Here is a 25643-nt window from a genome sequence, read left to right on the forward strand (position 1 = left end):
TTTATGGCGTCTGATGTTAGTTTATAGTCGATACAGTGCTTTCTGAGGCTGAGCCGGAGGTAGTGGCCACAGGGGCTTTTTCTTCTGATTTTTTAGTAAGATTGGCCATGTACTGCTTATCCGATTTAGTAAGGGATTTACGTGATCCGAAATAGTCGTTGTACTGCACAGTGCTTAATACACGCTCCAACTCACGGTCGCGCTCGGCACAGATTTCTTTATACTTCTGATCGATCACTTCCTGGTTACCTGCATATTGTTCCTCTACAGCTAACATCTTGGCGGCTTTGTCGAGATTGATCTCTCTTACCTTGTTCGACTGATAGTTGTTAAGCCGCAGCTCCACAATCATTTTGTCAGACAGGTTGTTGGCCCTTTGTTCTGCCAGTTCTTTGCCAGTTGCTGCTGCTCCAAACACGATACCGAATACCAGGAAAGTTAATACAATTAGATTTTTCATAAGTTTGTAGATTTTTGTGGGTTGTACGTTAGCTGTAGGCTTTTTACGCCCTTCATACATATAAAACGCATGCAGCAGCAAAATAATTCCTCACGAAAGAGTATAATTTAAATTTCTTTGCAGCTACAGGAAGGTGGACAAAAAGCAGGCCAGCTATTGGCAGAATTCAGAATTTATGCAGGAAACGAAGGATTTAATTGCTGTTACCACTCGTTCTTCCACATCATCGACTCAACAGGAGTGATGGTACGTTTGTTATACTTGGCATTTACCTTCTGGTTGTAATAATTGTCAATGCCTCCACTTACCTCGAAGTAAATCAGCTGGCCGATGGGCATGCCATAGTAGATGCGGACGGGCTGCGTAACCGAGATTTCCAGGGTCCAGGTGTTGCAGAAGCCTACATCGCCTTTGCCGGCTGTGGCGTGGATATCAATACCCAGCCTGCCCACACTCGATTTGCCTTCCAGGAAGGGCACATGGGCATGTGTTTCGGTGTACTCCAGGGTCACGCCCAGGTAAAGCGTTTCCGGGCGCAGCACATAGCCTTCCTGCGGTATCTCAAACACGTCTATCTCGTTGTGGAGGCGGGCATCCAGTATTTCATCGCGGTAAGTGGCCAGGTAGCGGCCCAAATGAACATCGTAGGAGTTGGTGCCCAGGCTGGACCGGTTAAAAGGCTCTACCAGGATGGTGCCTTTGGCCATCTCCGCCAAAATTTGCTGATCTGTCAGTATCATGTCTCTATGCTAAAGTCGGGCCGTAAAAGTACGCATTTCCATTGATACAAGCTATAGGAAAAGCAGGGGCAGCAAAAGCGCTGGAGGGGCTTTTTTATTCGAATAATCGAGGAGGGGCATGCGAAGTGGGAGATGCAGAAATGCTTACACACGATTGCTGTAAGTTGGGTATATTTAACTGCAATGCTGGTGCTAAAAGATTGCTGTTTCTTTGTGTCTTAATTGTGCAAAAGAACTATATTTAGGTGCAAGCAGCCAGATGGCGTCAACAAGACTAATTTTTCAAAACGGCAGGAAGTCTTTGTAAAACCACCTCCGCACATAGTGCTGATAAGCGTATGTTTGGGAAGTTATTACTGTTATCTGCAAGTTGTGGTTCATTGAAATGACAGAAGAACAGAAATATCTACCTAACGAAATCCTGCTCAAGTCAACCATTAGCGGCAAAGAACATGGCTGGAAAAGAGAAGATTTTAATGAAGTTGTAAACCATGCTTTTAAATCTGGACTTGCAGTTGTTGGCGGTCAAGTACAGTTTAAGTTACCCGATGGAACTTGTGAATTACACTGGCGAAAGTATGACACCAATGGAAGAATGGCAGGTGAAGGTTGGACAAGCTATTGCAGTAGAACCAAGCAGGAATGTCTGGAACAGTTTAATGCTCTACCCACAAATCAGGAACTCATTAATGAAGGAATTGAGAACTTTGAGTTTTTAAGAGAGAAATCAGCACAAGGTGTAAATCCTGAAGACTTTTTGATATTCATTCTATATTTCAACGCCCCTGAAAAAGGTAGCTAAAAAGGAGAACAACGATACCACAACAAGGTGTAGCAGTAAGGCTTGCTGACGCTTCGCCTCTGCTACACGAATACCGTTACCTGCAATATAAATTATAAAGATGATTCCAGTTAAACACAGATTTTTAGACCACCCAATAAACCCTGAAACAGAAACTCTCATAATTGGGACTTTTAATCCAGACGCAAGCGATAATCAAGCTGAATTCTTTTATGGCAGAAGCAGAAATTATTTATGGAGATTACTTCCGACTGCATTTAAAGAACCTGATTTGAAAGGCGCTAACAAACAAGATAAATTAGGATTCATTGCGAAAAACAAAATCGACCTCATAGATTTGATTTCAGAGATTGAAGTTGAAGAAGGACAGGAAGCCAATTTTTATGACGGTTACATAGACAATAAAGTAACCAAGTGGAGAAACGTTATTTCAGAGATTGACCGACTGAAAAACCTTAAAAGAGTTTGCTTCACCAGAAAAACTTTCGCGGACATACCGAATATGAAAAAAAGACTTGAAGTAATCCAAGAGCATTGTAAGAAAAAAGGCATTCATTTCCAAGCAATGACTACTCCAGCAAGATTCTACAAAGAAGACAAACAGACCGAATGGACTAACTTTCTTTTAAATGGTTCTAAGTAAGGATACGAATACTGTTTATTTATCTGAGTTACTTCATACTGACAGCAGATTTACTAATAGCTGTAACAAATTGACCACAATACTTGATAAGCATGGCATTCCGTACATGTTTATCAAGGCAACTAAGGACATTTGGTGCCGTGATTATATGCCAGTCCAAATTGAAAAGGGAGAGCTTGTTCAGTTCCGTTATGAACCCTCTTATCTTAAAGATGACCTGCACCTACAATCTGACCCAAAAATAGTATGTCAGGCAAATAACCTGAACCCAGAATTTACAAAAATCAATCTTGACGGTGGGAACATTGTGAACTGGTCTGACAGAGCAATAATCACAGATAGGATATTTGATGAAAATCCTGAATTTAAGAGTAAGACAAAACTGATTTCCGAGATTGAGAAGTTACTTAATGTGGAGTTAATTGTAATTCCGCAAATCAAGTCGGATATGACAGGTCATGCAGATGGACTTGTTCGGTTTGTTGACCGTAGCACAATCCTTGGGAATGACAGGGAACAGGAATACACGTACTGGAAGAATGGGATTAACAAGGTTCTTGAAGAACATGGAATAGAATACATTGACGTACCCTTTTTTGAGTTTAAAGAAAGAAAGTATAAAGACAATGCAATTGGTTGCTACATTAACTTCTTAGAAGTAAAGAACTTGATTGTACTACCAATTTTCGAGATTGACAGAAACCTAGACGGTGAAGCTTTTAACCTATTTAAAAAGGTTTATTCTGACCGAGTAATCGAAACTATCAACTTTAATGAAGTTGGGTTCTTAGGTGGTCTTTTGAATTGTACAACTTGGACGATTCAAGAATAAAAAAAATAACGACACTACAACACCAGCTAAAAAGCATTAAAACGCTTTTTAGCCCAACCGTTAACCGTCAACAAAAAGAAAAGTAATAAAATTAAATAGCACCATGTCTGAAGAAATGAAACAATGCCCAAAATGTAATTCACCTTATGGTTACGCAATGGGTGCAGAAATATTTGCTTGCCCTGAGTGTGGAAATGAGTGGAATCCGAATGAAATAGTAGAAGATGCCGGGTTAACAGTAAAAGATGCTAACGGGAATATACTTATGGATGGAGATTCGGTTGTTGTCATCAAAGATTTACCCGTAAAAGGTGCTCCAAAACCTGTAAAGGCTGGCACGAAAGTGAAAAACATACGATTGACAGATGGAGATCATAATATTGACTGCAAAATTGATGGCTTCGGTTCCATGGCACTTAAGTCTGAATTTGTGAGAAAGGCATAATGAATCCACGCCGACTTAACAGGCCTGTGACAACAGCTGTTAGGCGGCGATAGCTGGTAACATGGTAGAGAGCATGTCAACGCATTTAACGATCCTTGTGCCAGGCAAACAGGAATAGGCTTCTAATCCGCCCTTTACGCGCCTTCGGGCTTCGGCGGCACAAGTCCAGACGTCATCCAGAATACAGCAGGCAAAACAAAATCGGCAGCCCCCATTCTAGGAGCTGCCGATAAATTATTCTAATGGAAATGCACCTCCGGAGAGGCTTTCTATTGCTGCTGCGCCTCCTGCAGCGCCTCGAAGTTAGCTTTTAAGTACTGCGCTACCAGCTCATCGGTAATGGCTGTAGAAACAAACAGCGCCTCGTACTGCGATGGGGCCAGGTAAATGCCGCGCTGCAACATGCTGTTGAAATAGCGGCCGAATAAAGCGGTATCAGAGGTCTTGGCACTCTCGAAATCAGTAACAGGCTGGTCGGTAAAGAAGATGCTAAACATGGAGCCTACCTGGTTAATGGTGTACTGCAGCCCCAGCTTTTGCATGTTCGCCTTCATGCCGCTTACGATGGCGGTAGTGGTCTGCTCCAACTGCCGGTAAATGCCCGGGTTCTGCTGCAGGTGCTGCAGCATGGCCATCCCCGCCGACATGGCAATCGGGTTACCGGACAGGGTGCCTGCCTGGTACACGGGTCCGGCTGGGGCCACAAAATCCATGATCTCTTTCTTGCCGCCGTAGGCACCCACCGGCATGCCGCCTCCAATAATCTTGCCCAGGGTGGTCATGTCTGGCGTAATGCCGTACAGCTCCTGCGCGCCACCAGGGGCCAGTCGGAAGCCGGTCATCACTTCATCAAAAATGAGCACAATGCCATCCTGATCGCAGATCTGGCGGAGGCCCTGCAGGAACCCGGGCTTTGGCAGCACCAGGCCCATGTTGCCTGCTACCGGTTCCAGAATAATGGCCGCTATCTCGCCTGGGTTAGCATCTACGAGCGTTTTTACAGCCTCCAGGTTGTTGTATGGAGCCGTGAGCGTATCTAAGGCCACGCCTTTGGTCACGCCAGGGCTGTCGGGCACGCCCAGCGTAATGGCGCCGCTGCCTGCGGCTATCAGAAAAGAGTCGCCGTGGCCATGGTAACAGCCTTCGAACTTAATGATCTTGCTACGGCCTGTGTAGCCTCTGGCCACCCGAATAGCCGACATAGTGGCTTCCGTGCCGGAGTTCACCATACGCACCTTCTCCACCGACGGCACCATGCTGATGATCAGTTCGGCGATCTCTACCTCTTTGCGGGTAGGGGCACCAAAGGAGAGCGAGTTCGGAATGGCATCCTGCACGGCTTTCTGCACCATTTCCGGCGCATGCCCCAGAATCATCGGGCCCCAGGAGTTGATGAACTCGATGTACTGGTTGCCGTCTTCATCGAACATATACGGCCCCCTGGCAGACACCATAAAACGCGGGTTACCACCCACGGCCCGGAAAGCTCTGACCGGGGAATTGACACCTCCTGGAATGGAATGTTGGGCGCGTTGAAACAGTTCGTTGCTGATGGGTGCTATTTTCATGATAATAGTGTGCTAATGGTTTAGGATGCTGATGTGCTAATTATTCAATTTGGAGATTTAGAAATTTGAAAATGAACCGAAAAATAACTCTTTACTTATAGCTTTCGAAGAGTCCTGCGTCTCTTTTCGCTTTCGGAGGGCCGTTTTCATTCAAATAATTGCTGCTGGGGCGGGGGCAAGGCTTCATCGGTCACGCCCTGGCGGTACTGCCTAACCGATACTACTCAAAGGAATGCTTTAAAAGCCTGCCGGGTTTACCACCATCAGCTGCATGTTTTCCAGTTTGGTGATGGGTACGTACTGGTTGTCGTTTCGGAACTCGTTGCGGGCAGCGGCATTACTGTAGCCTACGCCCTGGTATAGCACACCCCGCTTAGTACCTGCCAGCGGCAGGCTCTGGTTAAAGTCCGGGCCGTATTCCTGCAGCATGCTCCCAAAATAGTAAAGCATCTCAAAACCTGAATAGGCATAAGTAGAAGGAGGGATGTTGTACCGGGCCGTGTACCTTTTCCTGAAATTCCGCACAGCCGGCGACGTCTGGTCAAAGTACTTCGGAGAGATAAAGTACACTTCCTGATCATCTAGTTCCCGAAGTGTAATCTGGTTAATATCCAGCCACTTGTCGTAAGTGATCAGCGGCAGTTTGGAAGGCTGGCTGTTCAGCAGGCTGATGGCGTTGGCTGCGGCCGTCATTCTCTCAGAGAAAACAGCCAGGTGCCCGACACCTGCTACGGTCAGCTCCTTAAAAACACCCGCTGTTGCCGCTGATTGGGCGGAGTTGATTTTTCTGTAGGCCAATATCCTGCCCCCAAGTTTCTGGAACTGCTGGCGGTAGTGCCGTGCAAAGGTGGTATCGGAAGTAGATCCCTCAAATACTATTACGGCGGTTTTAGGCGAGAAAGTATGGTAGGCATAGGTGGCGGCCTGCTGGGCCTGCGTCGCCACCGACGACTCGAACAGCAGCACCTGGTGGCTGTTGCCGGCTACGTCTGTATCCTGCGAGAGCGGATTTATAACGGTTACGTTGTTTTCAGCAGCAAAACGCAAAGCCACTTTCGCGGTTGATTTATAAACCGGGCCGATCACCAGGTCCATCTGCTTCAGCTCCGGCTGCTCCAGCAAGCGTTTTACCCCGACCGTATCCGCGCCGGCATCGTAGGCAAATAATTCGATGTTGATACCCTGCTTCTGCAGTGAGTCCTGTGCCAGCTTCATGCCGGCATACAGGTCGGTCACAAACTGGTTTTTCCGGGCCGATTGCGCCAGGTCCTGGTTTAGCTGAAAGGGCAGGAGCACGGCCACCTGGTAGGCCTTTTTGCGAAGCGCCTCCGGGTTCAGATAGCGTTTGCGATCGAGGTTAAACTTAGCTACCAGGCGTTCCAGGGTCGGCTTGTCCTGTGGCCGGTACCAGCCGGCCAGTAGTTTATCGGCATACACCTGGGCCACCGTTTTATCGGAAGCGTACTTTTGCAGCAGCTGCTCATAGGCTTCTCTGTCTGCGATTCTGTTTAGGTAATGCCGTTTCAGGCGGTCCACATCTTCTGATAAGGCGGGTGCTTTCACCTGTCCGAGTGTGGCCAGGGCCTGGTCAGGCTCCTTTTGCTCAAACTGAATATTGGCCAGCAGGTAGTTCGCATCCGGCATGCCCGCCCACTGTGGGTGCTGTTGTTTCAGCTGCCCCAGCATCAGGAGCGCCTCCTGCTGATTGTTGGCCCTGAAGGCAGCCAAGGCATAGAGGTAGGAGGCTTCCGGCGCTAAATCGTTTCCCTTTGCGGCCGCCGTAACGGGGCGCAGCTCCTTCATGGCCTGCTCAAAGCGCTTCTGTTGCAGCAGCACCTTGCCGTTGTTGTAATTTACCTCGAAGTCCTGCAGTTGCTGTGCAGCAGCAGGTAACGCCAGCACTGCCAGCAGCAAAATGCCTGTAATTTGCTTCAAAAAGCCCTTCCTCATGCCTTTATTTAATTTTGAATGAGTGATTGAGTGAATGAGAGAATGGGTGATTGAGTGATTAAATAGATAGCTAAGACGGTAAAGCTTTTATGCTGAATCATATTTACACCTGAATTTTATAATTTTGAATTAACCTGTTCATTCAAATTACAAATCAAATTCATTCACTCAATCACTCAATCACTCATTCAAAATTTAGAACTATTCCCACTCGATGGTAGCGGGTGGTTTGGAACTGATATCGTAGACTACGCGGTTAACGCCTTTTACCTTGTTGATGATTTCGTTCGACACGTCGGCCAGGAACTCATACGGCAATCGGCACCAATCGGCTGTCATGCCATCCACACTGGTTACGGCGCGCAGAGCCACTACGTTTTCGTAGGTGCGTTCGTCGCCCATCACGCCTACCGATTGTACCGGGGTAAGAATGGCGCCTGCCTGCCACACCTCATCGTATAAGCCTGTCTTTTTCAGGTTGCTGATAAAGATATGGTCTACCTGCTGCAAAACCTGTACCTTTTCTGGCGTAATGTCGCCCAAAATACGAATCGCCAGGCCCGGGCCCGGGAAAGGGTGCCTGCCGATAATGTTTTCATCGATTTTCAGGGTTCTGCCTACCAGGCGCACTTCATCTTTGAAGAGCGTGTTAAGCGGCTCCACCACCTGCAGTTTCATAAAATCAGGAAGGCCGCCCACGTTGTGGTGCGATTTGATGGTGGCAGAAGGGCCTTTTACGCTGATGGATTCGATCACATCGGGGTATATCGTGCCCTGGGCAAGCCATTTCACGTCTTCCACCTGGTGCGCCTCATCGTCGAACACCTCTATAAACACCCGGCCAATGGCTTTGCGCTTTAATTCCGGGTCCGAGATACCAGCCAGGGCTGCATAAAACCTGTCTTTTGCGTCCACGCCTTTCACGTTCAGGCCCATGTGCTTGTAAGAATCGAGCACGCTTTCGAACTCGCCTTTGCGGAGCAGGCCATTGTCAACGAAAATGCAGTACAGGTTTTTCCCGATAGCCTGATGGATGAGCATAGCGGCCACACTGGAGTCTACGCCGCCCGAAAGGCCGAGCACTACTTTATCGTTACCGATCTTCTGCTGCAGCGCTGCCACAGTAGATTCGATGAACTGGTCTGGTGTCCAGTCCTGCACGCAGCCGCAAATGTGCACCACAAAATTGCGGAGCAGTGTCTTGCCCTCGTCAGAGTGGGTTACTTCCGGATGGAACTGAATGCCGTATGTTTCCTGGCCACGTAGTTTATAGGCGGCCACGCGCACAGATTCAGTGCTGGCAATTACCTCAAAGTTGTCAGGAATTTCCTTGATCGTGTCGCCATGCGACATCCAAACCACAGAGCCGGGAGTAAGTTCCTTCATCAGGCGGCTGGAGGAGTGCAGCTCAGCGAGGCGGGCACGGCCATATTCGCGGATGGTGGATGGTGTAACCTCGCCCTCGTGTTCGTGGGCTATGAGTTGGGCGCCGTAGCAAACACCCAGCAAAGGCACCTGTCCCATAAACTGGGCAAGGTCGATGGTGGGGTGCTCCTGGTCGCGTACCGAGCAGGGGCTGCCCGATAAGATCACACCCTTCACATCTTCGGTCAGGGCCGGCACATTGTTGTAGGGGTAAATTTCGCAATAAACGTTAAGCTCGCGCACCCGCCTTGCAATAAGCTGGGTATATTGGGAGCCAAAGTCGAGAATAAGGATTTTTTCTGGCATGCGCAAAGGTAAGGCTCTTTTCAGATAATTGCCAACATGTAGCCGAACAAACCCATCTGGTTTTTAAAACCCTCAGGTTTCAGGCGGAGCAGCAGCGGGAGTTGTAGCGCCGGAGGGGCTTTTTCATTGGAATAATTTGGTTTAATGTGCTACTGGTTTAATGTGCTGATGTGCTAATTATTCGAGTGCATACCATATGTATAGACTTTGACTAAACTTGTCGGAATTTGATTTGGAAAATTATGCTCCAGCTTTCACCACACCTGCTCCTTATTTCCGATAAGTTGTGACGTCGTCTATAGGAGAATGCATTTGCATATTGGTTCCATCTGGCTTAGCTAATGCTCTTTCCGTTGCCCTCTTACTGTTTTGTTGTATGGTGGAAGTCTTAGCGCTCACGGCCGCGGGGCCTCGTCCCTGGCTTGAGGCGCTGTGTTCGCTCCTGCCTTCGCTGACGCTCAGGCTGCCTGCGGCACCGGACCTCTCAAGGCGCCTCAAGCCAGGGACTGGGATTTATTCGATAGCCAGCTCTGATGCCAGGCCGGAGCATTGTTATAATTATCAATAGCTATATAGATACCCCTAATTTATGATATGTACTCAAATTATTTAAGTAAATAATAATATTTGGAGGTATTGCTTTAGCATTACCAGTTTCGCTTACTATTGCCCGGCCCTAGAGGTGGCTACCTGAAAAATCCCAGTCCCTGGCTTGAGGCGCCTTGAGAGGTCCGGTGCCACGTTAGTGGCAGCCTGAGCGAGAGCGAAGGCAGGAGCGAACACAGCGCCGATGGCCAGGGACGAGGCCCCGCGGCCGTGAGCGCTAAGACTTCCACCATACAACAAAGTAGCATAAGGGCACCGGATAGAGCAGCAACTAAGACAGTTGGAACCAATATGTATCGGAATATGAAAACCTACAAATATATTATACACTCAAATAGTCTGATTGCTGAAGGGCTCAATCTTTTGATATTTAAACAGCTATAAGGCTGATCTTTAGCGACATGAACCAGGACAAAGGTGCTTTCCAACTCCTGGAAATCCTTATTCAGACAAAAGGCCTTTCCATCTAAATTCAAAAAATATTCGGCAGTATTTGCAAGAGAAAAGATTTTGCCTACCTTTGCAACGGCAAATCGGCACGGTCAGCTCCCGCCAAACTCCCCCAGGCACGGAAGTGAGCAAGGGTAGGTGGTTGTAGCGACGCGATGTTGGTTTGCCACTTTTTTTTGCCCCTACCACAGCGCCAGGCCGCTTCTCCAAAAAATCCGTTATTCTTTCCTAAATCTCATATAATGCGTTAGATTTGTAGACAAAACTATAGCATTAGCGTTATGAAATTTTTTATCGACACAGCAAACCTGAAAGAAATACAGGAAGCACACGACATGGGTGTGTTAGATGGTGTAACTACCAACCCGTCGCTTATGGCGAAAGAGGGAATTTTCGGGCACGACAATGTAATGGCCCATTATAAGCAAATCTGCGAAATCGTGGATGGCGACATAAGCGCTGAAGTAATTGCCACTGACTACGAGAATATTATACGCGAAGGCGAGGCCCTGGCCGAACTGCACCCGAACATTGTGGTGAAAGTGCCCATGATCCGCGAAGGTGTAAAAGCCATTAAGTATTTCAGCGACCGTGGCATTAAAACAAACTGCACACTGGTATTCACAGCCGGTCAGGCTTTGTTGGCTGCCAAGGCGGGCGCCACATACGTGTCTCCATTCGTTGGCCGCTTAGATGATATCGCCACAGACGGCATGGCACTTATCGAGCAGATCGTGACTATTTATGGCAATTATGGCTACCAGACCCAGGTACTGGCCGCTTCTGTGCGCCACGTGATGCACCTGCTGCAGTGCGCCGAAGTTGGCGCCGATGTCGTAACCTGCCCGCTCTCCGTTATCACTGGCCTGCTGAAGCACCCGCTCACCGACTCCGGCCTTGAGAAATTCCTGGCAGACCACGCCAAAGGAAACAAGTAATTTTTTAAGATGTTAGATGTTAGATATTAGATGTTAGACTAAACATGTATGACGGGATTTATTGGTTAAGCTCAGGCCGAAGTTCACACGACTTTCTGAGTAACAGCTATCTTAATTTATTGTCAACTGCCAAAGTCTACTATCTAACATCTATCATCTAATATCTAAAAAGTATGTACATCATCAAAGTAAAGGGCAAGGCCAAAATTCCGGACTATATTCAGCTCCGCGATGAACAGTTTGTGCTGATCGCCTACTTCAGGGCAGACCGCCCGCTCAAAAACCTGGAACGCTACGGACTTGGGGGCAAAGAAGAAGCCCTCTCAGCGGTTATTGCCGGCCTGGCGTTCGGGAAATTACAGAAATTAGACATCTAGTCCCCATGAATTTTTCTTCTTCCCCTGTGGTTTCGCTACGCGAAGTGGCTGTATACCAGGACGTGAACACTATCCTGAGCAATGTCAGTTTTGATATTGAGAAAGGAGAGTTCGTGTACATGGTAGGGCGCACCGGCAGCGGGAAAAGTTCCTTACTGAAAACCCTCTACGGCGACCTGCCGCTCCTGACAGGGGCTGCCTCCGTTGCTGATTTTAAACTCACGAAACTCCCGCGCAAGCAGGTGCCTTACCTGCGCCGCAAAGTCGGGATTATTTTCCAGGATTTCCAGCTGCTCTTTGATCGAACGGTGAGCGAAAACCTGGTGTTTGTGCTGCGGGCCACCGGCTGGAAAGACTCTGCCAAGCTGAAGCAGCGCATCTCGGAGGTGCTCATGCGGGTGGGGCTCGATGCAGCAGCCTCCAAAATGCCGCACCAGCTGTCGGGAGGAGAGCAGCAGCGTATAGTTATTGCCCGGGCGCTTCTTAATGAGCCTGTTATCCTTTTTGCCGATGAGCCCACCGGCAACCTAGACCCTGAGGTGGCCGACGATATCATGAAGCTGTTCCTCGAAATAAACAACAGCGGTACGGCCGTGCTCATGGCTACCCACAACTACGAGATCATTAACCGATACCCCAAGCGGGTGCTGAAATGTGAGGGAGGGAAGGTGCTGGATTCGACAACAGGGGTATTTAAACTCAAGAATGATTTCTGAAGTCTCGATTTTAATCCCTGTATTTAATTATGACGTGAGGCCGCTGGTAAAAGAATTGCACCGGCAGTGCCAGCAACTTGAGCTTACGTTCGAGATCCTGCTCTTCGACGACGGTTCGGCAGAAAATGTGAAGTCTCAGAACCGAACTCTCTCCAACATCCCATCTGTCAGGTACAGGGAGCTGCCAGAGAATATTGGCCGCTCGGCTATCCGCAACCTGCTGGCAACCGAAGCCAGGTACGCATACCTGCTCATGCTCGACAATGACTGCCTGCCTTCGGATCAGCATTTCATGGAAGCTTATGTGGCAGCTGCAGAAGGCCAGGATATTGTGGTAGGGGGCATCAGCTATGCCGCCACGGCACCTCCACCGCCCTTCAGCCTGCACTATACGTATGGCAAGCGGGCAGCTAAGCCAGCCAGTATACGGCAAGATAATCCCTATGGTGATGTTTACCTGAGCAATGCCATTGTAAAGCGGGACTTGTTTCTAGAGCTCAGGCTGTGCGAAAGCCTGAAGAGCTATGGCCACGAAGACACAATATTCGCGCTCCGCTTAAAGCAACAGCAGATCAGGGTAAGGCACATCGAAAACACGGCCCTGCATCTGGGGCTGGAGCCAACGCCTGTTTTTCTGGATAAAACAGAGCAGGCGGTAGAGAACCTGGTCAGGCTGTACCGCAGGGGGGAGCAGGTGGAGCAGTTAAGGCTGGTGCAGGCTTATAAAAAGCTCCAGGCGCTTCACCTCGACAAGGCCTTTAGCCGCTTGTTTCCGAGGTTCAGGCGTCTTTTCAAATTAAATTTTGAGTCCTCCACCCCAAGCCTCTTTTTGTTCGACCTATACAGGCTGCAGCTATTCTGCTCCAAAATGCAGCAATAGCTCTGGAGGGGTGTTTTGATTGGAATAATTGGGAGATGGGCCTTTCCGCTGTGAGAGTTTGAGCGGCAATAATCTTACCGGAAGTATCAGGAAGGTGTGTGGCCTGCTTCGGCTGCAGAAGCAGACACCGTGTTTCTTAACTCCAGGTATTCAGCCTGCTTTTTGGCGATTGCCTCTTCGTCTGCCGGCCTGAGCTGCTCCTGCAGCTTCACTTTCCTGTCATTCAGCGCTGTCCACCATCCTTCAATCATCTCCCAGTCGCGCGGCGTGTACACGTCCTTGTTCTTAATAACCGTGTTCACAAACTTCTGGAAAGTGGCTGTAATGTTTTCGGCGTTTATAAGGCTCAGGTCCTCCGACACTGCTTCCGTGCCCAGCAGGTCCTGGCGCAGCCGGTAGCGAGCCCGCGCGTCGTCGAAGTTTTTCTGCTTGTTGTTAAGGGCAATTCTAAAGCGTTCTTTAAAGTCCTGTATCGTTTCGCGTTGCTGAGGAGTGTAAATCTCAATATACCCATCTACTTCTTCTTCCAGGTGGTAGTATTTTTCCTTCAGTTCGCCTGCCATGTTTTCCCAGATAAGAGTGGTGTCTTCCAGGTCAGCCGCAGCCATATTTTCGACTTTCGTCACAAACTCTTTCAGGTCCTCATACGCTTTCTCACCTTCGGCTTTCAACTTATTGTCTTTGCTTTCAGCACAGGAGAGTAGCAGAGAGAAAACAAGGAGAGAGGCAAAGTAGAAGGTTCGCAGCATATGAATATTTTTGACTCAGCTAAATTCCCTGAACGATGTGCCTGGGTATGGGTTACAATATTACCATAAACCTGCTAAAATCCGGTAGAACTGCTGATTAATTTTTTAGTGCATGTTAGAAGGGTTCGTTATATTTGTTTACCGCAGAAACTTAAAATACTGACATGGAAGATATTAAGATGACGGCCCAGAAGGCGCAGTATGCAAAGCTGAAGCCCGAACTTGACCAGGCCTTTAGTACGATGATGGCCTCCATGGAACTGCAGGACGGGCCGCAGGTGAAGTCGCTGGCGCGGGCACTTGAAGATTACCTGCAGGTGGCGCATGCGCTGCCCTGCGCCCATGGCACAGACGCCTTGCTTCTGGCGCTCGCGGCACTCGATCTCCCGGCCGGAGGAGAAGTGATTCTGCCTGCCTTCTGCGATAGGTTTGTGGCCGAGGCCGTGGCAGCAAGCGGACTGCAACCAATGTTTGCCGATGTGCTGCCCGATACATTTACCATCGACCCTGTGGCCGTCTCGTCTCTGGTCACACCCGGTACAGTTGCTGTTATTGCCGTCCACCTTTTCGGGCAATGTGCCGATCTGGCGGAGCTTCTGCAGCTGGCAAAGCGGCATCAGTTCTATGTGATCGAGGATAGCGCTCAGTCGTTTGGAGCCAGCTATACTATGCCGGACAATACAACCTATCGTGCCGGCGCTCTGGCAGATATAGCCATTACCTCTTTTTACCCGCCTAAGCCGCTGGCCGGCATGGATGACGGTGGCGCGGTGCTAACCAACCAACCGGCCTGGGCCAGAAAAGCAGAGGAGTTGTTGAGGAAAGGCGGGCCCAACAACAGCCAGACAGGGGCACTCAGCAGGCCTGCCCCGATTGCCGCTTTAGACGCCGCTTTGCTGGAAGTTAAAATTAAGTATATCTCGGATTATAAGCAGGCAAGGCAGCAGGTGGCCGCTGTCTACGATCAGTTATTCGAGAAGTGCGGGCTCTGCCAGGTTCCGGTCCGTAATTCCCGGAGCACGCATATTTTCCAGCAGTACGTGCTAAAAGTGCCAGGTCACCTTCGCGATGCCCTGCAGCAGCACCTGCAGCAGCACTATATTCCCAGTACGGTCTATTATCCGCAGCCGCTGCACCTGCAGAATGAATTTCAACTATCCTATCAATACAAAAAAGGTGACCTGCCGGTAGCAGAAGAAGTAGCAGCCAGTGTCCTGTCGCTGCCTATGCACACAGAACTTACTGAAGAGCAACAAGGCTACATCGCTTATCACACCATCAGTTTTCTACAAGAACACGGGTAATTACTGCCCCAGCAGTTTTCTGGCGGTAGCCAGCAGCCAGTTGTTCATTTCCGGGAAAACCCTCAGGCCTAGGGTAAGGCTGCCGTATATGGCTGTAATCAGCAGGGAGCGTACAAACATGTCGAGGTACACGTTGCCCAGGAAGGGCAGCAGGTAAGAAGCACCCAGGGCCAGGCCTGCAATAACAGTAATCACCAGGGAACTCCAGGCGAAGGGCTGCATGCCGTACATATACTGCACAAAGAACAGACGCGCCAGGTTTATGCTGGCATACGAGATCATAGAGGCAAAAGCAGCACCGTTTATTCCATAGATCGGGATAAAGTAATAGTTTGTCCAAACAGTGAGCACGGCCAGCACCACGTTAAACACCAGGTCCCAGCGGTACTTATCGGAAGTGGCCAGGATAATGCCATTGATGCCCGTAGCCAAGTCTACCAGCCGGGCCACCGACATAAACAGCACCACGTATTTGCCTGCCCGGTAAGGCTCCGGCATAAACGAAAAAAGGTTGTCGATATTGGCCCAGATGCCGATAGAGAGTAGCAGCCCCAGGATCAGGTTTACCAGGGTGATCTGTTTGTACAGGGTGCTGATACTTTCCATGTTCCTGTCTTTCCAGTAGTCGGCCACCTGGGGGTAGGCAATTTTTAAGACTGATTTTGCCGGAATCATGATGGCCGTTGTAATAAAAAAGGCCGTGGTATAGACTCCATTGTCGCTCAGGCTGTAGGAGCCGATCATGAACTGGTCGATGGTGATGATAATGGTGGTGGAGATGGTGCCTAAAAAGGTAAACACCCCGTAGTGCAGCAACTCCCGCAGGGGCATGACCCGGAGCACCGCCCAGGAGGGCATCAGGAAAAGCTGGCGCAGCCACATGGTGTAGAGCAGCAGCACCAGCAACAGCACAGAATTTATGCCGATATAGCACAGCACAAACTGATGAAACTCCATCCAGCCCAGCGAATACACCAGTATCAGTACCGAGGTAAGCACTTTCAGCAGAAAATCCTGCACAAACGACGACACAATGGTTTTGTAGAGCGACCGCAGGTAGGAGGTAAGCAGGTTGACCAGCAGCGTGAAAAAAGCCAGCGGAATGATGTAATAGTAGTAGTCCAGCAGCAGGGGCGAACTGTCCTGGTAAGCGGCTACCACCAGCGGCTTGCTGAACAGAAACAGCGCTGTGATGATGGCAAAACCGAATATCGGGATAAGGAGCAGCAGGAAGAGAAAGCCGTTGTGCGCTTTGGCCTTGTCGCGGAAGTAAGGAAAATACCGCGCGCTCATGCTGTTGAAGCCCAGCGCCGAAAACTGCGCATACATCAGCGCCAGCGAAATGAGCAGTCGCGTGAGGCCAACCTGCTCCTCTTCCAGAAAATTCGGGAACAGCAGCACCGTGTTCACATACCCTATGCCGATGCCGGCATATGATATAATGGTGTTCCAGATACCTTCGCGCTGCAGTTTTCCCATCAGGTGCTTTGTAGTTCAGCCTGCAAAACTATACTTTAAAGCCGGGCAGGCAACCCGGTACGGCCGCAATTTTTTACAGATCACCTCTAAAAGCCGCTGCCGCCTCTGCACAGGTCAGGTAAACAGTGCCAGCTTCGGTGGTCTGCTGAAGAATGCCCTGCAGTACTTCGCGCCAGTTCTGCTCGTGCGCACCCAGCGGATATTCCGGATAATCAGAAATATTTTCGTTGTGCCAGAGTATGGTGAATAAGCCGTTAAACTTTTTTATTTCCTGCAACAGCGGGTGCAGCAACGGGAAAACCTCTGCCGGACGCAGGTGCATGTAGTTGGGGTTATACAGGGTGGTGTCCATTAGAGTAAGCGGCAGCTCCAGGTAGCTGCAGGCCTTCCTTTTCTTAAAATCGAAGGGGTAGAAAGGGTGGCAGAAAGAATTGCGGAAGCCGAACTGCTCGGCAAAGCCCAGGCTGCTGTCGTAGAGCAACTGGCTCTCCTCCAGCACCTGCGGCGTGAGGTCAGGCTGGTATTGGAGGTAGTGAAAGCGGTTCCCTTTTACGGGCACGGCCAGTTTAACCGCTTCTGCTAGCAACCGGCTGCTGCTGGCGGATGTGCCGAAGCTGCCATGCAGGGCTACTTCATGCCCCTGCTGCACAAGCTTCTGCAGCAGCAGCTGGTACTTTGGGTGCTGCACCTCATAATCTGCATTGGAGTGGCCGCGGTATTTGGCTGTGCTGGCCATCCAGAAACAGGTGGCTTTCAGCTGGTGCAGGTCTGCCAGTGCCATTACCTCCTGCATATTATCCCAGGCATCCTGGCGAAGCAGCTTTTTAGTGATCAACCGGGCAACTGATAAGTACCTGTCTTTCTTCACACGCTGTAGGCCGGCAACTTTCCAGGCCGAGTGGAGCCTGTCTATGTCGTGGGTGAGGCAGGTGGCAAAGCTGCCTGTTTCCCACAGCCTTTGCTCCAGCCTTACTTTTGTGTGGGCCTCAATGGCTTCTTTCAGGATACCGAAATAATAGTTGACCACAGGCCGCGCAATAAAGCCATATTTCGACTGCACACTGGCGCTGTAAGGAAATCGTCCGAACCTGTCGCGGTGGGTGCAATGGTACTCCTGCCACCCGCTTAGCAGGTAAAAAGCAGAGGCAATGATGTCGTAATTAATAATGGCAGACCCGCTTTTATAGCGGATGACTTCTGCCGGGCTGCCGACGTCAAAAAAAAAGGGGAGCCTGACGCCATTCCACTCGTGCCATACGATCTGCTCCGGCTGCGGCTCCCTGCCCTCAAAGAAGCTGCCTGCGTACTTTCTGATTTGAATGCCCGTGCCTCCCTTTTCTTTTCCATAAGTTATAGGAATGCCATTTGCCTGCGGGTAAAGGCGGTAGAAGTGGGCAAGGACGTAGTCGAGCGGTATTTCCATTTGGTCAGGAGAGGGGATAAGATAGAAGTTAATAATCCTTTGTGCAACAGCTAAGTTATTATTCTGTAGGCGGGAGATCAGAACCTAGTTCAGCCAAAAAGAGGTTCTTTCAGAAACTGGCAAATTATTTGAATGAAATTGCCCCTCCGAAGACAAAATAAGACTCAGGACGCAGGACTTTTTATGCATGAGGAGTTAATTTCAATTTTAACTTCAAATTCCCAGATCTAGCAGTCAACAACAAATGATCAGTACCCAGCAATTATTCTAATGAAATTGCCCTTCCGGAGCCTTTGCAGCTTTTAATCGATAGGTTCTGTCCGGTGCTGTAACTGCTGCTCCTGCCGCAGGAAATCCTTAATCAACTGCAGGGCCAGTTCACTGCTTTTGCCATCAAAGGCTGTTGCGACGGTGGCATTATAATATTTTGCTCGTAAAAGCACATCTGGCTTGTTCTGCAGGTTTTGCTGCAGCAGTTGCAGTAGTTCTTCTGTACTGGCTGCTGCTTCTACTAAACCAGTCTTAATAAAGCCATAATAATCATGTAGTTGCTCCTTCTGGTTCAGGTTGAAAAAGACAGACCAGACATTAAGTAGTACCGCTTCCAGGTGGATGCCGGAGTTGGCACTGATCTGCACGTCTATCCTCTTTAGATAATCAAAGGTAGTTTCGGTGCTTGCAGCAGAAAGCGATACCTGAGGGGAAAGCTGCTGCAGAAAATCGAAATTTCTGGTATCACGAGGGTGAGGTCTAACCACCACCTGCACCTGCTGGAAACGCCTAATCACGCTCTTTACCAATTGCTCCACTTCACTTATGTCGTCCATTAGATTACAGCCTAAACCAATCGTGCTGATAAGTTTTTTTCGGCTCCGGTAGAGGACATAAGCATCGGATTTGGGCATACCCACCAGCTCTACCTGTCCGCTAATAGGGCCGCATTGCTTGTACTTGTCCCACGAATCCTGGCCCTCCAGCAGGTTCAAGTCAAACTGCAACGGCGGAAAATGAGGGCTTACACTGGCGTGCTGGATATAAACCGTTTTTATGCCCAGCTTTTTTGCGGCCAGCAGCATGGCACGGGCATCCGGGGTATGATCGTTGGCGAAAATGATGCACTGTGGTTTGTATTGCTGCAGCTTCTGCAGGTACACCTCGTAGAAGCCGATGGCATCATATAGAACATCGAAAAAACGGAGGGTGCTTTTTGGTTTACGAAGCAGAAACAAAAGCAGAAGCGGTAAGAATTTGTAGTAATACAGTATTTTACGCCGCAGCGAAATGCGCTCCACCAGCGTTTCATATCTGCCTACCGCCTTACTCTGTCCTGCTACGAGCACAGCTTCCGGAATTGCGTCGGCAATGAAGTTAAGGCTGTCGCAGTTGTTCTGGCTAACGGCATAGAGCCAGATTTTGCCCTCCAGCTGGCCAGGTTTCTCTACGGATTTAAATAAATTGCCCATTAACCGCACCACCGAATAGCCTGCAATTTTTAACAGCCGCATCCAGCCTTGGGTAGGCGACACGGCATTTTTGGCACTCTCCGGCAGCCGGTAAAAACTCTCTGTGAAGTAGAGGTAAAGAATGTTGCTGTATAAGCGGAACCACTGCTTCATCTGCTACACCATTTCCCAACTCAGAGGTGTGCCTGCCGGGATGGCAGTGCGTGCTCTTTTCCCTAAAAGTTCTTCGAAATACTTTGGCGCCAGCCCCAGTCCAGGCCGTATTACGCGTATATTCTCCTTTGTGAAAAGCTCACCTGCTTCTATATGCTGGGCGGCATACACAGATCGTTTAAAGAGCCTGCTTTTCTCCTCTGCCCGCTGCACCCCGTACTGCACCTGCCCTAAGGCCAGAAAAGCCCTGTTTGATTCTATGGCTAATGCTTTCAGCTCCTCCGGCTCCAGCGAAAAAGCGGCATCTACGCCACCATCTGCCCGGCGCAGGGTAAAATGCTTTTCTATAACCGTAGCGCCTAGTGCCACAGCTGCCACGGCTGCCCCAATGCCCATGGTGTGGTCCGATAGCCCCACCTGCACGTTATAAAGCTCACGCATGTGCGGGATGGTGCGCAGGTTGGTGTTTTCGGGTGTGGCGGGGTATGTGCTGGTGCATTTCAGCAAAATCAGATCCTTACAACCAGCCTCACGCAGCACACGCACCCCTTCCTCTACCTCTGCTATGGTTGCTGCTCCTGTGCTCATGATCACGGGCTTGCCTGTGGCAGCTACTTTGCGCAGGAGCGGGTGGTCCGTGTTTTCAAAAGAAGCGATCTTGTACACTGGTGCTCCCAAACCCTCCAGAAAGTCAACGGCCGTTTCGTCAAAGGGAGAGGAGAAGGCGATAAGGCCCCGTGCTTTGGCCCTGTCGAATAATGGCTGGTGCCATTCCCATGGCGTATAAGCCTCCTGGTAGAGATCGTAGAGTTCTCGCCCTTTCCAGAGAGAACCAGGATCCTCGATGGTGAAGGCTCCTGGCAGTGTCATGGTATCGGCTGTATAGGTCTGGAGTTTTATGGCATCGGCACCGGCATCGGCAGCGGCATCTACAATGGCCAGCGCACGCTCCAGCGACTGGTTGTGGTTGCCCGACATCTCCGCAATGATGAACGGGCTATGATCTGGCCCTACCAGGCGGCCGGCAATATTTATTTCTTTTGTCATGGGTCACTTCTATTTAAAAAGCAGGTGCATTTTTTAGTTCCAACACAAAGCGGTGGGCCTGCGGGTATTTTTTGTCTGGCTCTGTGACTATAAATCCGGCTTTCTCAAAAGCTCTAATCGAGGCGGGGTTGTCCTGCTGCACCAGTCCCTCCACCTGTGTCAGGCCCGGTCGCTGCTCGGTTAGCCTGCGGATTCCTTTCAGTAATACCGTATGGCCCAGTCCTTTCCCTCTGTATTCTTCCCCGATCATGTAGCTGATCGAGGCGCTGTTATCAGTTACTTCGAACCGTATATGAGCGGCGGCGTCTCCATTAACAACGGCGATGTACAGGTAAGCGTCTTTTTGCAGAAGTTTTTGCTTAAACCACACTTTATGGCCGTCCAGCGGAATCGGTTTACTATTGAAGGAGCGCCGCCTTACCTCCACCTCGTTCGACCAGTTGAACAGCAGCAGCATGTCTTCTTCTGTTACGTCACGTAAGGTTAAACTTGCACTTAGGGAGAGCATGGCCATGACCTTCCTTAGCCGTTCAGCGCTCTTGCCATCAAAATATTGCCGCTGTAAGGCAACATTAGCCCCAAAATCAGAGATGAGGCTATCGTTTAGAAAATTGGGATCAAGCGCTGCCAGGTCAGCGGCGATACCGGTGCTGAGCAGGAACTGATACAGGCCGCGCTGGTTATCTGCGGTTTGTTTTATGAACAACAGACCTCCTACTGCGGCATACTCGTAAGCTATGCCACTGGCTGAGGTCACGGCCACGGCGCACGCCCGCATGAGCTCGCACATGTCGTTTGCCGGCAGGTTGCGGTGCAGCTTTATGCGGGGTTTATCTGCTGCCCAGTTCTCCAGCGCCTGCTGATACCGGTAAGCACTCCCGGTCACTATTTCAATCGCTGAAAGTTCCGCCATAGCATGTAGCCTTCTCGCTTCCTGCAGGGTGATATTCAGAGGATCAGCGCCACCAAAGTTCAGCATTACTTTAAGGGAACCCGCTGGTAAGGTCCGGGCTGACAGTGTTGCCTCCAGAAAAGGGCGACGGAGTAGTGCATAGCCAGGGCCAAGCAGTAACCTGGTATAGGGTGCCACCAGATAGGCTGCTGCTGTTATGCCCCCCGCCTGGTTCAGTACCGCATCCGCTACAAAAGGAAAGCTGTGAATATCGTCGATGCACAGGATCGTGCAGCCGCGCATTTTGAGGGTTTCCTGGTATTCTGTTTTAAACATATACCCATCAAGTACCACCACATCGTTAGGAGAGAGCACCTGCTCAGCCAGAAAAGAAGCTTCCTTTGGGTAATCCTTTTCAGCTGGCAGTGCTATAAGGGTGGGGCAAACCGTTTGTATCTGCGCTTGCAGGGCCGGCTCCGGTTGCTGTATGGCGAAAACCAGGGTGAACTCCTCCTGAAGCATGTGCGCCAGCGCCAGCGATCGCACCACATGCCCCAGGCCTATCTGGCTTCCTCCGTCTGCTCTGAAAATAACTCGTTTCGTTACTGGCATACTGGTAAATCAACTACCGCTGACCTCCTTTAAATTTACTGATTAACAGAAAGCTACTCACTCAGCTTTTTCTGCTCCACATGCGCATTTACTTTACTCAGTTCCGGAGTAATTTCCATGATACGGATAATTTCTTCTGCACTTAAGTGCTGTGCCTGATGCTCTTCGATGAGTGTTCTGATTAACTGGAGATCTTCCAGCGTGTCTACGGTTAATCGGTATTGGCTGGCGTCGGTAGTACGGGTGTAATGGACTAATTTTGTGCCCTTTATCTTCTGCTGATAAATATAAGGTGTAACGTGTTCTATTTCCGGCTGGGCTCTGGCCTTGCGGTAAGTTTCTTCCAGAAGCCTGATTGAAAAAATTTCGAAATCGAATCCTCTGGGATAGGTACGGTCTAGAACATTCGAGAGGTAAACCAGGTCATCCTCTAAAGTCAGGTATTTTTGGATGGCATCCTTGATCAGGTGCCCATCTATTAATGGACAGTCTGATGTTACCCGGACAATAACATCTAATTCGTTTTTTGTGGCGCAAGTGTAGAAGCGGCTGAGCACATGCTGTTCATCTCCTCGGCAGTATTTCAGGCCTTCCTGTTGGGCAAATTCAGCAATGACATCGTCGGTTGTGTTGGTAGTGGTCGCTATGTACACATCAAGCCCTGCTTCTCTTAATCTGTCCGTATGGTGTTGCAGAAGCGTTTTCCCGCCGGCCTGTAGCAGCACTTTGCCAGGAAGCCGGGTACTTGTCATGCGTGCCTGCGTTACGACGCCTATTTTTTTACTACACATGAGCAACAAACTCCTTCACCTTCTCTATCACATACTGCTGTTCCTCCGCCGTCAGGGAAGGGTACATGGGCAGGCTGAGGCACTCGCTGTAGAAGTGCTCTGCTACGGGGAAATCGCCTTTCTGATAACCCAGGTTACGGTAGTATGGCATGGTGTGGGCCGGGATGTAGTGCACCTGTGCGAAAATGTGGTGCTGGCGCAGAAAATCGTATAGCCCTTTGCGGTCCTGCACTCTAATGATAAAGAGGTGATAGGCATGACCAGTGTCACCGGATGCCCCTATGGCGGCTGGCGCAGTGGCTACTTCCTGTATGCCTGGCACCTCCTTAAAAGCCTGTTCATATACTTTGGCTATTCCTCTTCTTCTGGCCAGGCCGGCATCTGCACGCTGCAACTGCGACAGGCCCAGGGCACACAAAATGTCGGAAATGCGGTAGTTATAGCCGAGGTCCTGCATCTCCATGTACCAGCCGCCGTGGTTTTCGTGCAGGTGGGCCGGGTCTTTGGTAATGCCGTGGGTGCGGTAGCGCAGCAGCTTCTGGTAAAGGGCTTCGTTGTTGGTCGTGATCATGCCGCCTTCGCCGGTAGCGATGTGCTTAACCGGATGGAACGAGAAAATAGCGAGGTCTGCGTAGTTGCCATTGCCACACAGCTGCTTTTCGCCGTGGCTGTCGTAGAAATAGCCGCCGGGGGCATGGCAGGCATCCTCTATTATCCAGAGATTATGGGCATCGGCCAGTTCCCGCAGCTCCTGCAGGTTTACGGGGTTGCCGCCAAAATCGACCGGGATAATGCCGCTGTAGTAGCCTTTGGGCTTGCTCTCGACCAGGCGGCGCACATGGTTTATATCCAGCAGGATGGTGGCAGGGTCAACATCAGCAAATTCTACGGTGCCGCCGCAGTAGCGGATGCAGTTGGCGGAGGCTACAAAAGTAATCGGCGTGGTGATAACACGTGAGTGCTCGTTTACCTCCAGCGCCAGCGCACACAGGTGGAGCGCTGCAGTTCCGTTTGCCACGGCCACGGCATACCTGGCTCCTACGTAACTGGCAAATGCCTCCTCAAAAGCTGCCACCTTCGGCCCCTGCGTCAGGAAGTCGGAGCGCAGCGTTTCTACCACCGCCGCGATGTCTGCTTCGGTAATGTGTTGCCTGCCGTACGGGATTGGCTGCTGTTCTGCCATTCTTATTAATTCAAAATTAGAAATTCAAAATTAGAAATGTAGCTGAAAACGCGATTGTAATTGGTGCCTTAACGACCTTATTTCTCTCTCCGTGTCGATCCGACAACCGGGAAGGTGATTTTACTCCACATGAGAATTCAGGATCTGGATTATTCTAATTAAAACGGCCCTCCGGAGCCTTTTTGCTACTGCTGGTACGCCTTCGTCCAAGTGTTTTTAGAGCAGAATTATTCTAATGAAAACGGCCCTCCAGAGTCTTTTCTGTTGTTCCTGCTCGTTCCTCTCCGGGCACCGACCAAATGCTACTTTAAACAGTAAAATCCGGATCTACATGCCTGCGGATCTGCTCTCTTATCTGTTCTACGCTAAGCCAGTCGTGGTTGGTGCCGGAGTTGTATTTAAAGCCCATTTCCACCATCTTGCCCTGCTGCGCCTGCAGGAAATCTTCTGGTTTCCAGATGGGGGTGGAGGGGAGAATGACATAGTATTTTTCCAGTTCCACCGTGAGGAGGGAATCTGTTTCGGTAATCATTTCTTCGTGCAGTTTCTCGCCTGGCCGGATGCCTACAATCTCTTGCTCGCAGTCCGGGCCGATTGCCTCTGCCACTTCGGTGATGCGGTAAGAAGGGATCTTCGGCACAAAGATCTCCCCGCCCCAGTGGTTGCCCAGGGCATGGAAAACCAGTTCCACACCTTCTTCCAGGGAGATGTTGAAACGGGTCATGTCGGGGTGGGTGATCGGGAGCACGCCTTCTTTGCGCTTGTTCAGGAAAAACGGCACCACCGAGCCGCGGGAGCCAATGACGTTGCCGTAGCGCACCACCGAGAAACGGATATCGCGCTTGCCCTTCATGTTGTTGGCGGCCACAAACAGCTTGTCGGAGCAGAGTTTGGTGGCGCCGTAGAGGTTTATGGGTGCGGCTGCCTTGTCTGTGGAAAGCGCCACTACGTCTTTCACGCCACAATCCAGGGCCGCATTAATGACGTTCTCCGCGCCCAGCACGTTGGTTTTGATGCACTCCATGGGGTTGTACTCGGCGGCAGGAACCTGTTTGAGGGCAGCGGCGTGCACAATAATGTCGATGCCTTCGCAGGCGCGCTTAAAGCGGTCCCCATCACGCACATCGCCAATAAAATACCGGATGGAAGGGTAGGTGCTGTGCGGGAAAACCTGCGACATCTCAAACTGTTTCAGCTCATCGCGGGAGTAAATTACCAGTCGCTTTACCTGCGGAAACCGTTTGTAGACCATTTCTACAAACTTTTTCCCGAAGGAGCCTGTGCCGCCCGTTACCAGGATGGCTTTATGGTTTAGGTCTAATGCCATACTTTAAATTAAACTTGATTTGTTCGGGTGCCAAAAGGCAACCAATGGTGACGCAAGTTACAGAATTTATAAGGATGATGGG

The 25643-nt window shown here is 50.0% G+C and carries 23 protein-coding genes and 1 other RNA gene; 10 read left to right on the forward strand and 14 right to left on the reverse strand.

What is annotated here, in order from left to right; all coding sequences use genetic code 11:
* Positions 1-16: 16 nt before the first annotated feature.
* Together FJM74_RS16010 and dcd are read right to left on the reverse strand one after the other, a co-directional pair.
* A complete protein-coding gene (locus FJM74_RS16010) occupies positions 17-460 on the reverse strand; it encodes a hypothetical protein (RefSeq protein ID WP_187263650.1) in 444 nt (147 codons plus the stop codon).
* A 203-nt stretch (positions 461-663) separates the two neighbouring features.
* Positions 664-1200: a dCTP deaminase gene (gene dcd / locus FJM74_RS16015; protein ID WP_187263651.1), complete on the reverse strand. Its 537-nt coding sequence runs from the start codon at positions 1198-1200 to the stop codon at positions 664-666.
* 385 nt (positions 1201-1585) lie between these two features.
* On the opposite strand from dcd, the gene FJM74_RS16020 reads away from it, so the two are divergent.
* From FJM74_RS16020 to FJM74_RS16035, 4 genes are all read left to right on the forward strand, one after another.
* Positions 1586-2002: a hypothetical protein gene (locus tag FJM74_RS16020; RefSeq protein WP_187263652.1), complete on the forward strand. Its 417-nt coding sequence runs from the start codon at positions 1586-1588 to the stop codon at positions 2000-2002.
* 100 nt (positions 2003-2102) lie between these two features.
* The gene (locus FJM74_RS16025) at positions 2103-2645 is read left to right on the forward strand and encodes a uracil-DNA glycosylase family protein (RefSeq protein WP_187263653.1); all 543 of its coding nucleotides are present in this window, start codon (positions 2103-2105) and stop codon (positions 2643-2645) included.
* 70 nt (positions 2646-2715) lie between these two features.
* Positions 2716-3477, forward strand: a complete 762-nt coding sequence (locus tag FJM74_RS16030; RefSeq protein ID WP_187263654.1) for an agmatine deiminase family protein — start codon at positions 2716-2718, stop codon at positions 3475-3477.
* A gap of 103 nt (positions 3478-3580) precedes the next feature.
* Positions 3581-3922: a zinc ribbon domain-containing protein YjdM gene (locus FJM74_RS16035; RefSeq protein ID WP_187263655.1), complete on the forward strand. Its 342-nt coding sequence runs from the start codon at positions 3581-3583 to the stop codon at positions 3920-3922.
* Positions 3923-4191: 269 nt separating this feature from the next.
* Here FJM74_RS16035 and hemL read toward each other — a convergent pair whose 3' ends face one another.
* The 3 genes from hemL to guaA all read right to left on the reverse strand — a co-directional run bounded on the left by hemL (position 4192) and on the right by guaA (position 9171).
* Entirely contained in the window at positions 4192-5490 is a 1299-nt protein-coding gene (hemL, locus tag FJM74_RS16040; RefSeq protein WP_187263656.1) for a glutamate-1-semialdehyde 2,1-aminomutase, read from the reverse strand.
* A gap of 237 nt (positions 5491-5727) precedes the next feature.
* Positions 5728-7425 carry an ABC transporter substrate-binding protein gene (locus tag FJM74_RS16045; protein WP_241739202.1) on the reverse strand — a complete coding sequence of 566 codons (1698 nt, stop codon included), beginning with the start codon at positions 7423-7425 and terminating at the stop codon, positions 5728-5730.
* 216 nt (positions 7426-7641) lie between these two features.
* Positions 7642-9171 (reverse strand): glutamine-hydrolyzing GMP synthase, encoded by a 1530-nt coding sequence (guaA, locus tag FJM74_RS16050; RefSeq protein ID WP_187263657.1) that lies wholly within the window; start codon positions 9169-9171, stop codon positions 7642-7644.
* A 1131-nt stretch (positions 9172-10302) separates the two neighbouring features.
* On the opposite strand from guaA, the gene ffs reads away from it, so the two are divergent.
* The 5 genes from ffs to FJM74_RS16075 all read left to right on the forward strand — a co-directional run bounded on the left by ffs (position 10303) and on the right by FJM74_RS16075 (position 13138).
* Positions 10303-10400: signal recognition particle sRNA small type (gene ffs, locus FJM74_RS16055), an RNA gene on the forward strand.
* 108 nt (positions 10401-10508) lie between these two features.
* Positions 10509-11165: a fructose-6-phosphate aldolase gene (fsa, locus tag FJM74_RS16060; protein WP_187263658.1), complete on the forward strand. Its 657-nt coding sequence runs from the start codon at positions 10509-10511 to the stop codon at positions 11163-11165.
* 173 nt (positions 11166-11338) lie between these two features.
* Positions 11339-11542, forward strand: a complete 204-nt coding sequence (locus tag FJM74_RS16065) for a fructose-6-phosphate aldolase (RefSeq protein ID WP_187263659.1) — start codon at positions 11339-11341, stop codon at positions 11540-11542.
* A 5-nt stretch (positions 11543-11547) separates the two neighbouring features.
* The gene (locus FJM74_RS16070; RefSeq protein ID WP_187263660.1) at positions 11548-12258 is read left to right on the forward strand and encodes a cell division ATP-binding protein FtsE; all 711 of its coding nucleotides are present in this window, start codon (positions 11548-11550) and stop codon (positions 12256-12258) included.
* Positions 12248-13138 carry a glycosyltransferase family 2 protein gene (locus FJM74_RS16075; RefSeq protein ID WP_187263661.1) on the forward strand — a complete coding sequence of 297 codons (891 nt, stop codon included), beginning with the start codon at positions 12248-12250 and terminating at the stop codon, positions 13136-13138. The genes FJM74_RS16070 and FJM74_RS16075 overlap by 11 nt, the downstream gene beginning before the upstream one ends.
* 86 nt (positions 13139-13224) lie before the next feature.
* On the opposite strand, the gene FJM74_RS16080 is transcribed toward FJM74_RS16075, so the two are convergent.
* Positions 13225-13887: a hypothetical protein gene (locus FJM74_RS16080; protein WP_187263662.1), complete on the reverse strand. Its 663-nt coding sequence runs from the start codon at positions 13885-13887 to the stop codon at positions 13225-13227.
* Between the two features lie 164 nt (positions 13888-14051).
* Here FJM74_RS16080 and FJM74_RS16085 point away from each other — a divergent pair, with 164 nt between their 5' ends.
* On the forward strand, positions 14052-15191 hold the full coding sequence (locus FJM74_RS16085) for a DegT/DnrJ/EryC1/StrS family aminotransferase (protein ID WP_187263663.1): 1140 nt from the start codon (positions 14052-14054) through the stop codon (positions 15189-15191).
* Here the strand turns inward: FJM74_RS16085 and FJM74_RS16090 are convergent, their stop codons facing one another.
* From FJM74_RS16090 to pseB, 8 genes are all read right to left on the reverse strand, one after another.
* Positions 15192-16670, reverse strand: coding sequence for a lipopolysaccharide biosynthesis protein (locus FJM74_RS16090; protein WP_187263664.1), 1479 nt, complete (start codon positions 16668-16670; stop codon positions 15192-15194).
* A 73-nt stretch (positions 16671-16743) separates the two neighbouring features.
* On the reverse strand, positions 16744-18093 hold the full coding sequence (locus tag FJM74_RS16095; RefSeq protein ID WP_187263665.1) for a DUF7033 domain-containing protein: 1350 nt from the start codon (positions 18091-18093) through the stop codon (positions 16744-16746).
* 302 nt (positions 18094-18395) lie between these two features.
* Positions 18396-19709: a hypothetical protein gene (locus tag FJM74_RS16100; RefSeq protein WP_187263666.1), complete on the reverse strand. Its 1314-nt coding sequence runs from the start codon at positions 19707-19709 to the stop codon at positions 18396-18398.
* Positions 19710-19712: 3 nt separating this feature from the next.
* Positions 19713-20756, reverse strand: a complete 1044-nt coding sequence (pseI, locus tag FJM74_RS16105) for a pseudaminic acid synthase (RefSeq protein ID WP_187263667.1) — start codon at positions 20754-20756, stop codon at positions 19713-19715.
* A 13-nt stretch (positions 20757-20769) separates the two neighbouring features.
* Positions 20770-22260: a UDP-2,4-diacetamido-2,4,6-trideoxy-beta-L-altropyranose hydrolase gene (gene pseG / locus FJM74_RS16110; protein ID WP_187263668.1), complete on the reverse strand. Its 1491-nt coding sequence runs from the start codon at positions 22258-22260 to the stop codon at positions 20770-20772.
* Between the two features lie 53 nt (positions 22261-22313).
* Positions 22314-23051: a cytidylyltransferase domain-containing protein gene (locus tag FJM74_RS16115; RefSeq protein ID WP_187263669.1), complete on the reverse strand. Its 738-nt coding sequence runs from the start codon at positions 23049-23051 to the stop codon at positions 22314-22316.
* Complete coding sequence (pseC, locus tag FJM74_RS16120) at positions 23044-24234, reverse strand: UDP-4-amino-4,6-dideoxy-N-acetyl-beta-L-altrosamine transaminase (RefSeq protein ID WP_187263670.1); 1191 nt, start codon at positions 24232-24234, stop codon at positions 23044-23046. The genes FJM74_RS16115 and pseC overlap by 8 nt, the downstream gene beginning before the upstream one ends.
* Positions 24235-24541: 307 nt before the next feature.
* Positions 24542-25561 (reverse strand): UDP-N-acetylglucosamine 4,6-dehydratase (inverting), encoded by a 1020-nt coding sequence (gene pseB, locus FJM74_RS16125; RefSeq protein WP_187263671.1) that lies wholly within the window; start codon positions 25559-25561, stop codon positions 24542-24544.
* Positions 25562-25643: the final 82 nt, after the last annotated feature.

Source organism: Pontibacter beigongshangensis, assembly GCF_014332515.1.
Lineage (GTDB): Bacteria > Bacteroidota > Bacteroidia > Cytophagales > Hymenobacteraceae > Pontibacter > Pontibacter beigongshangensis.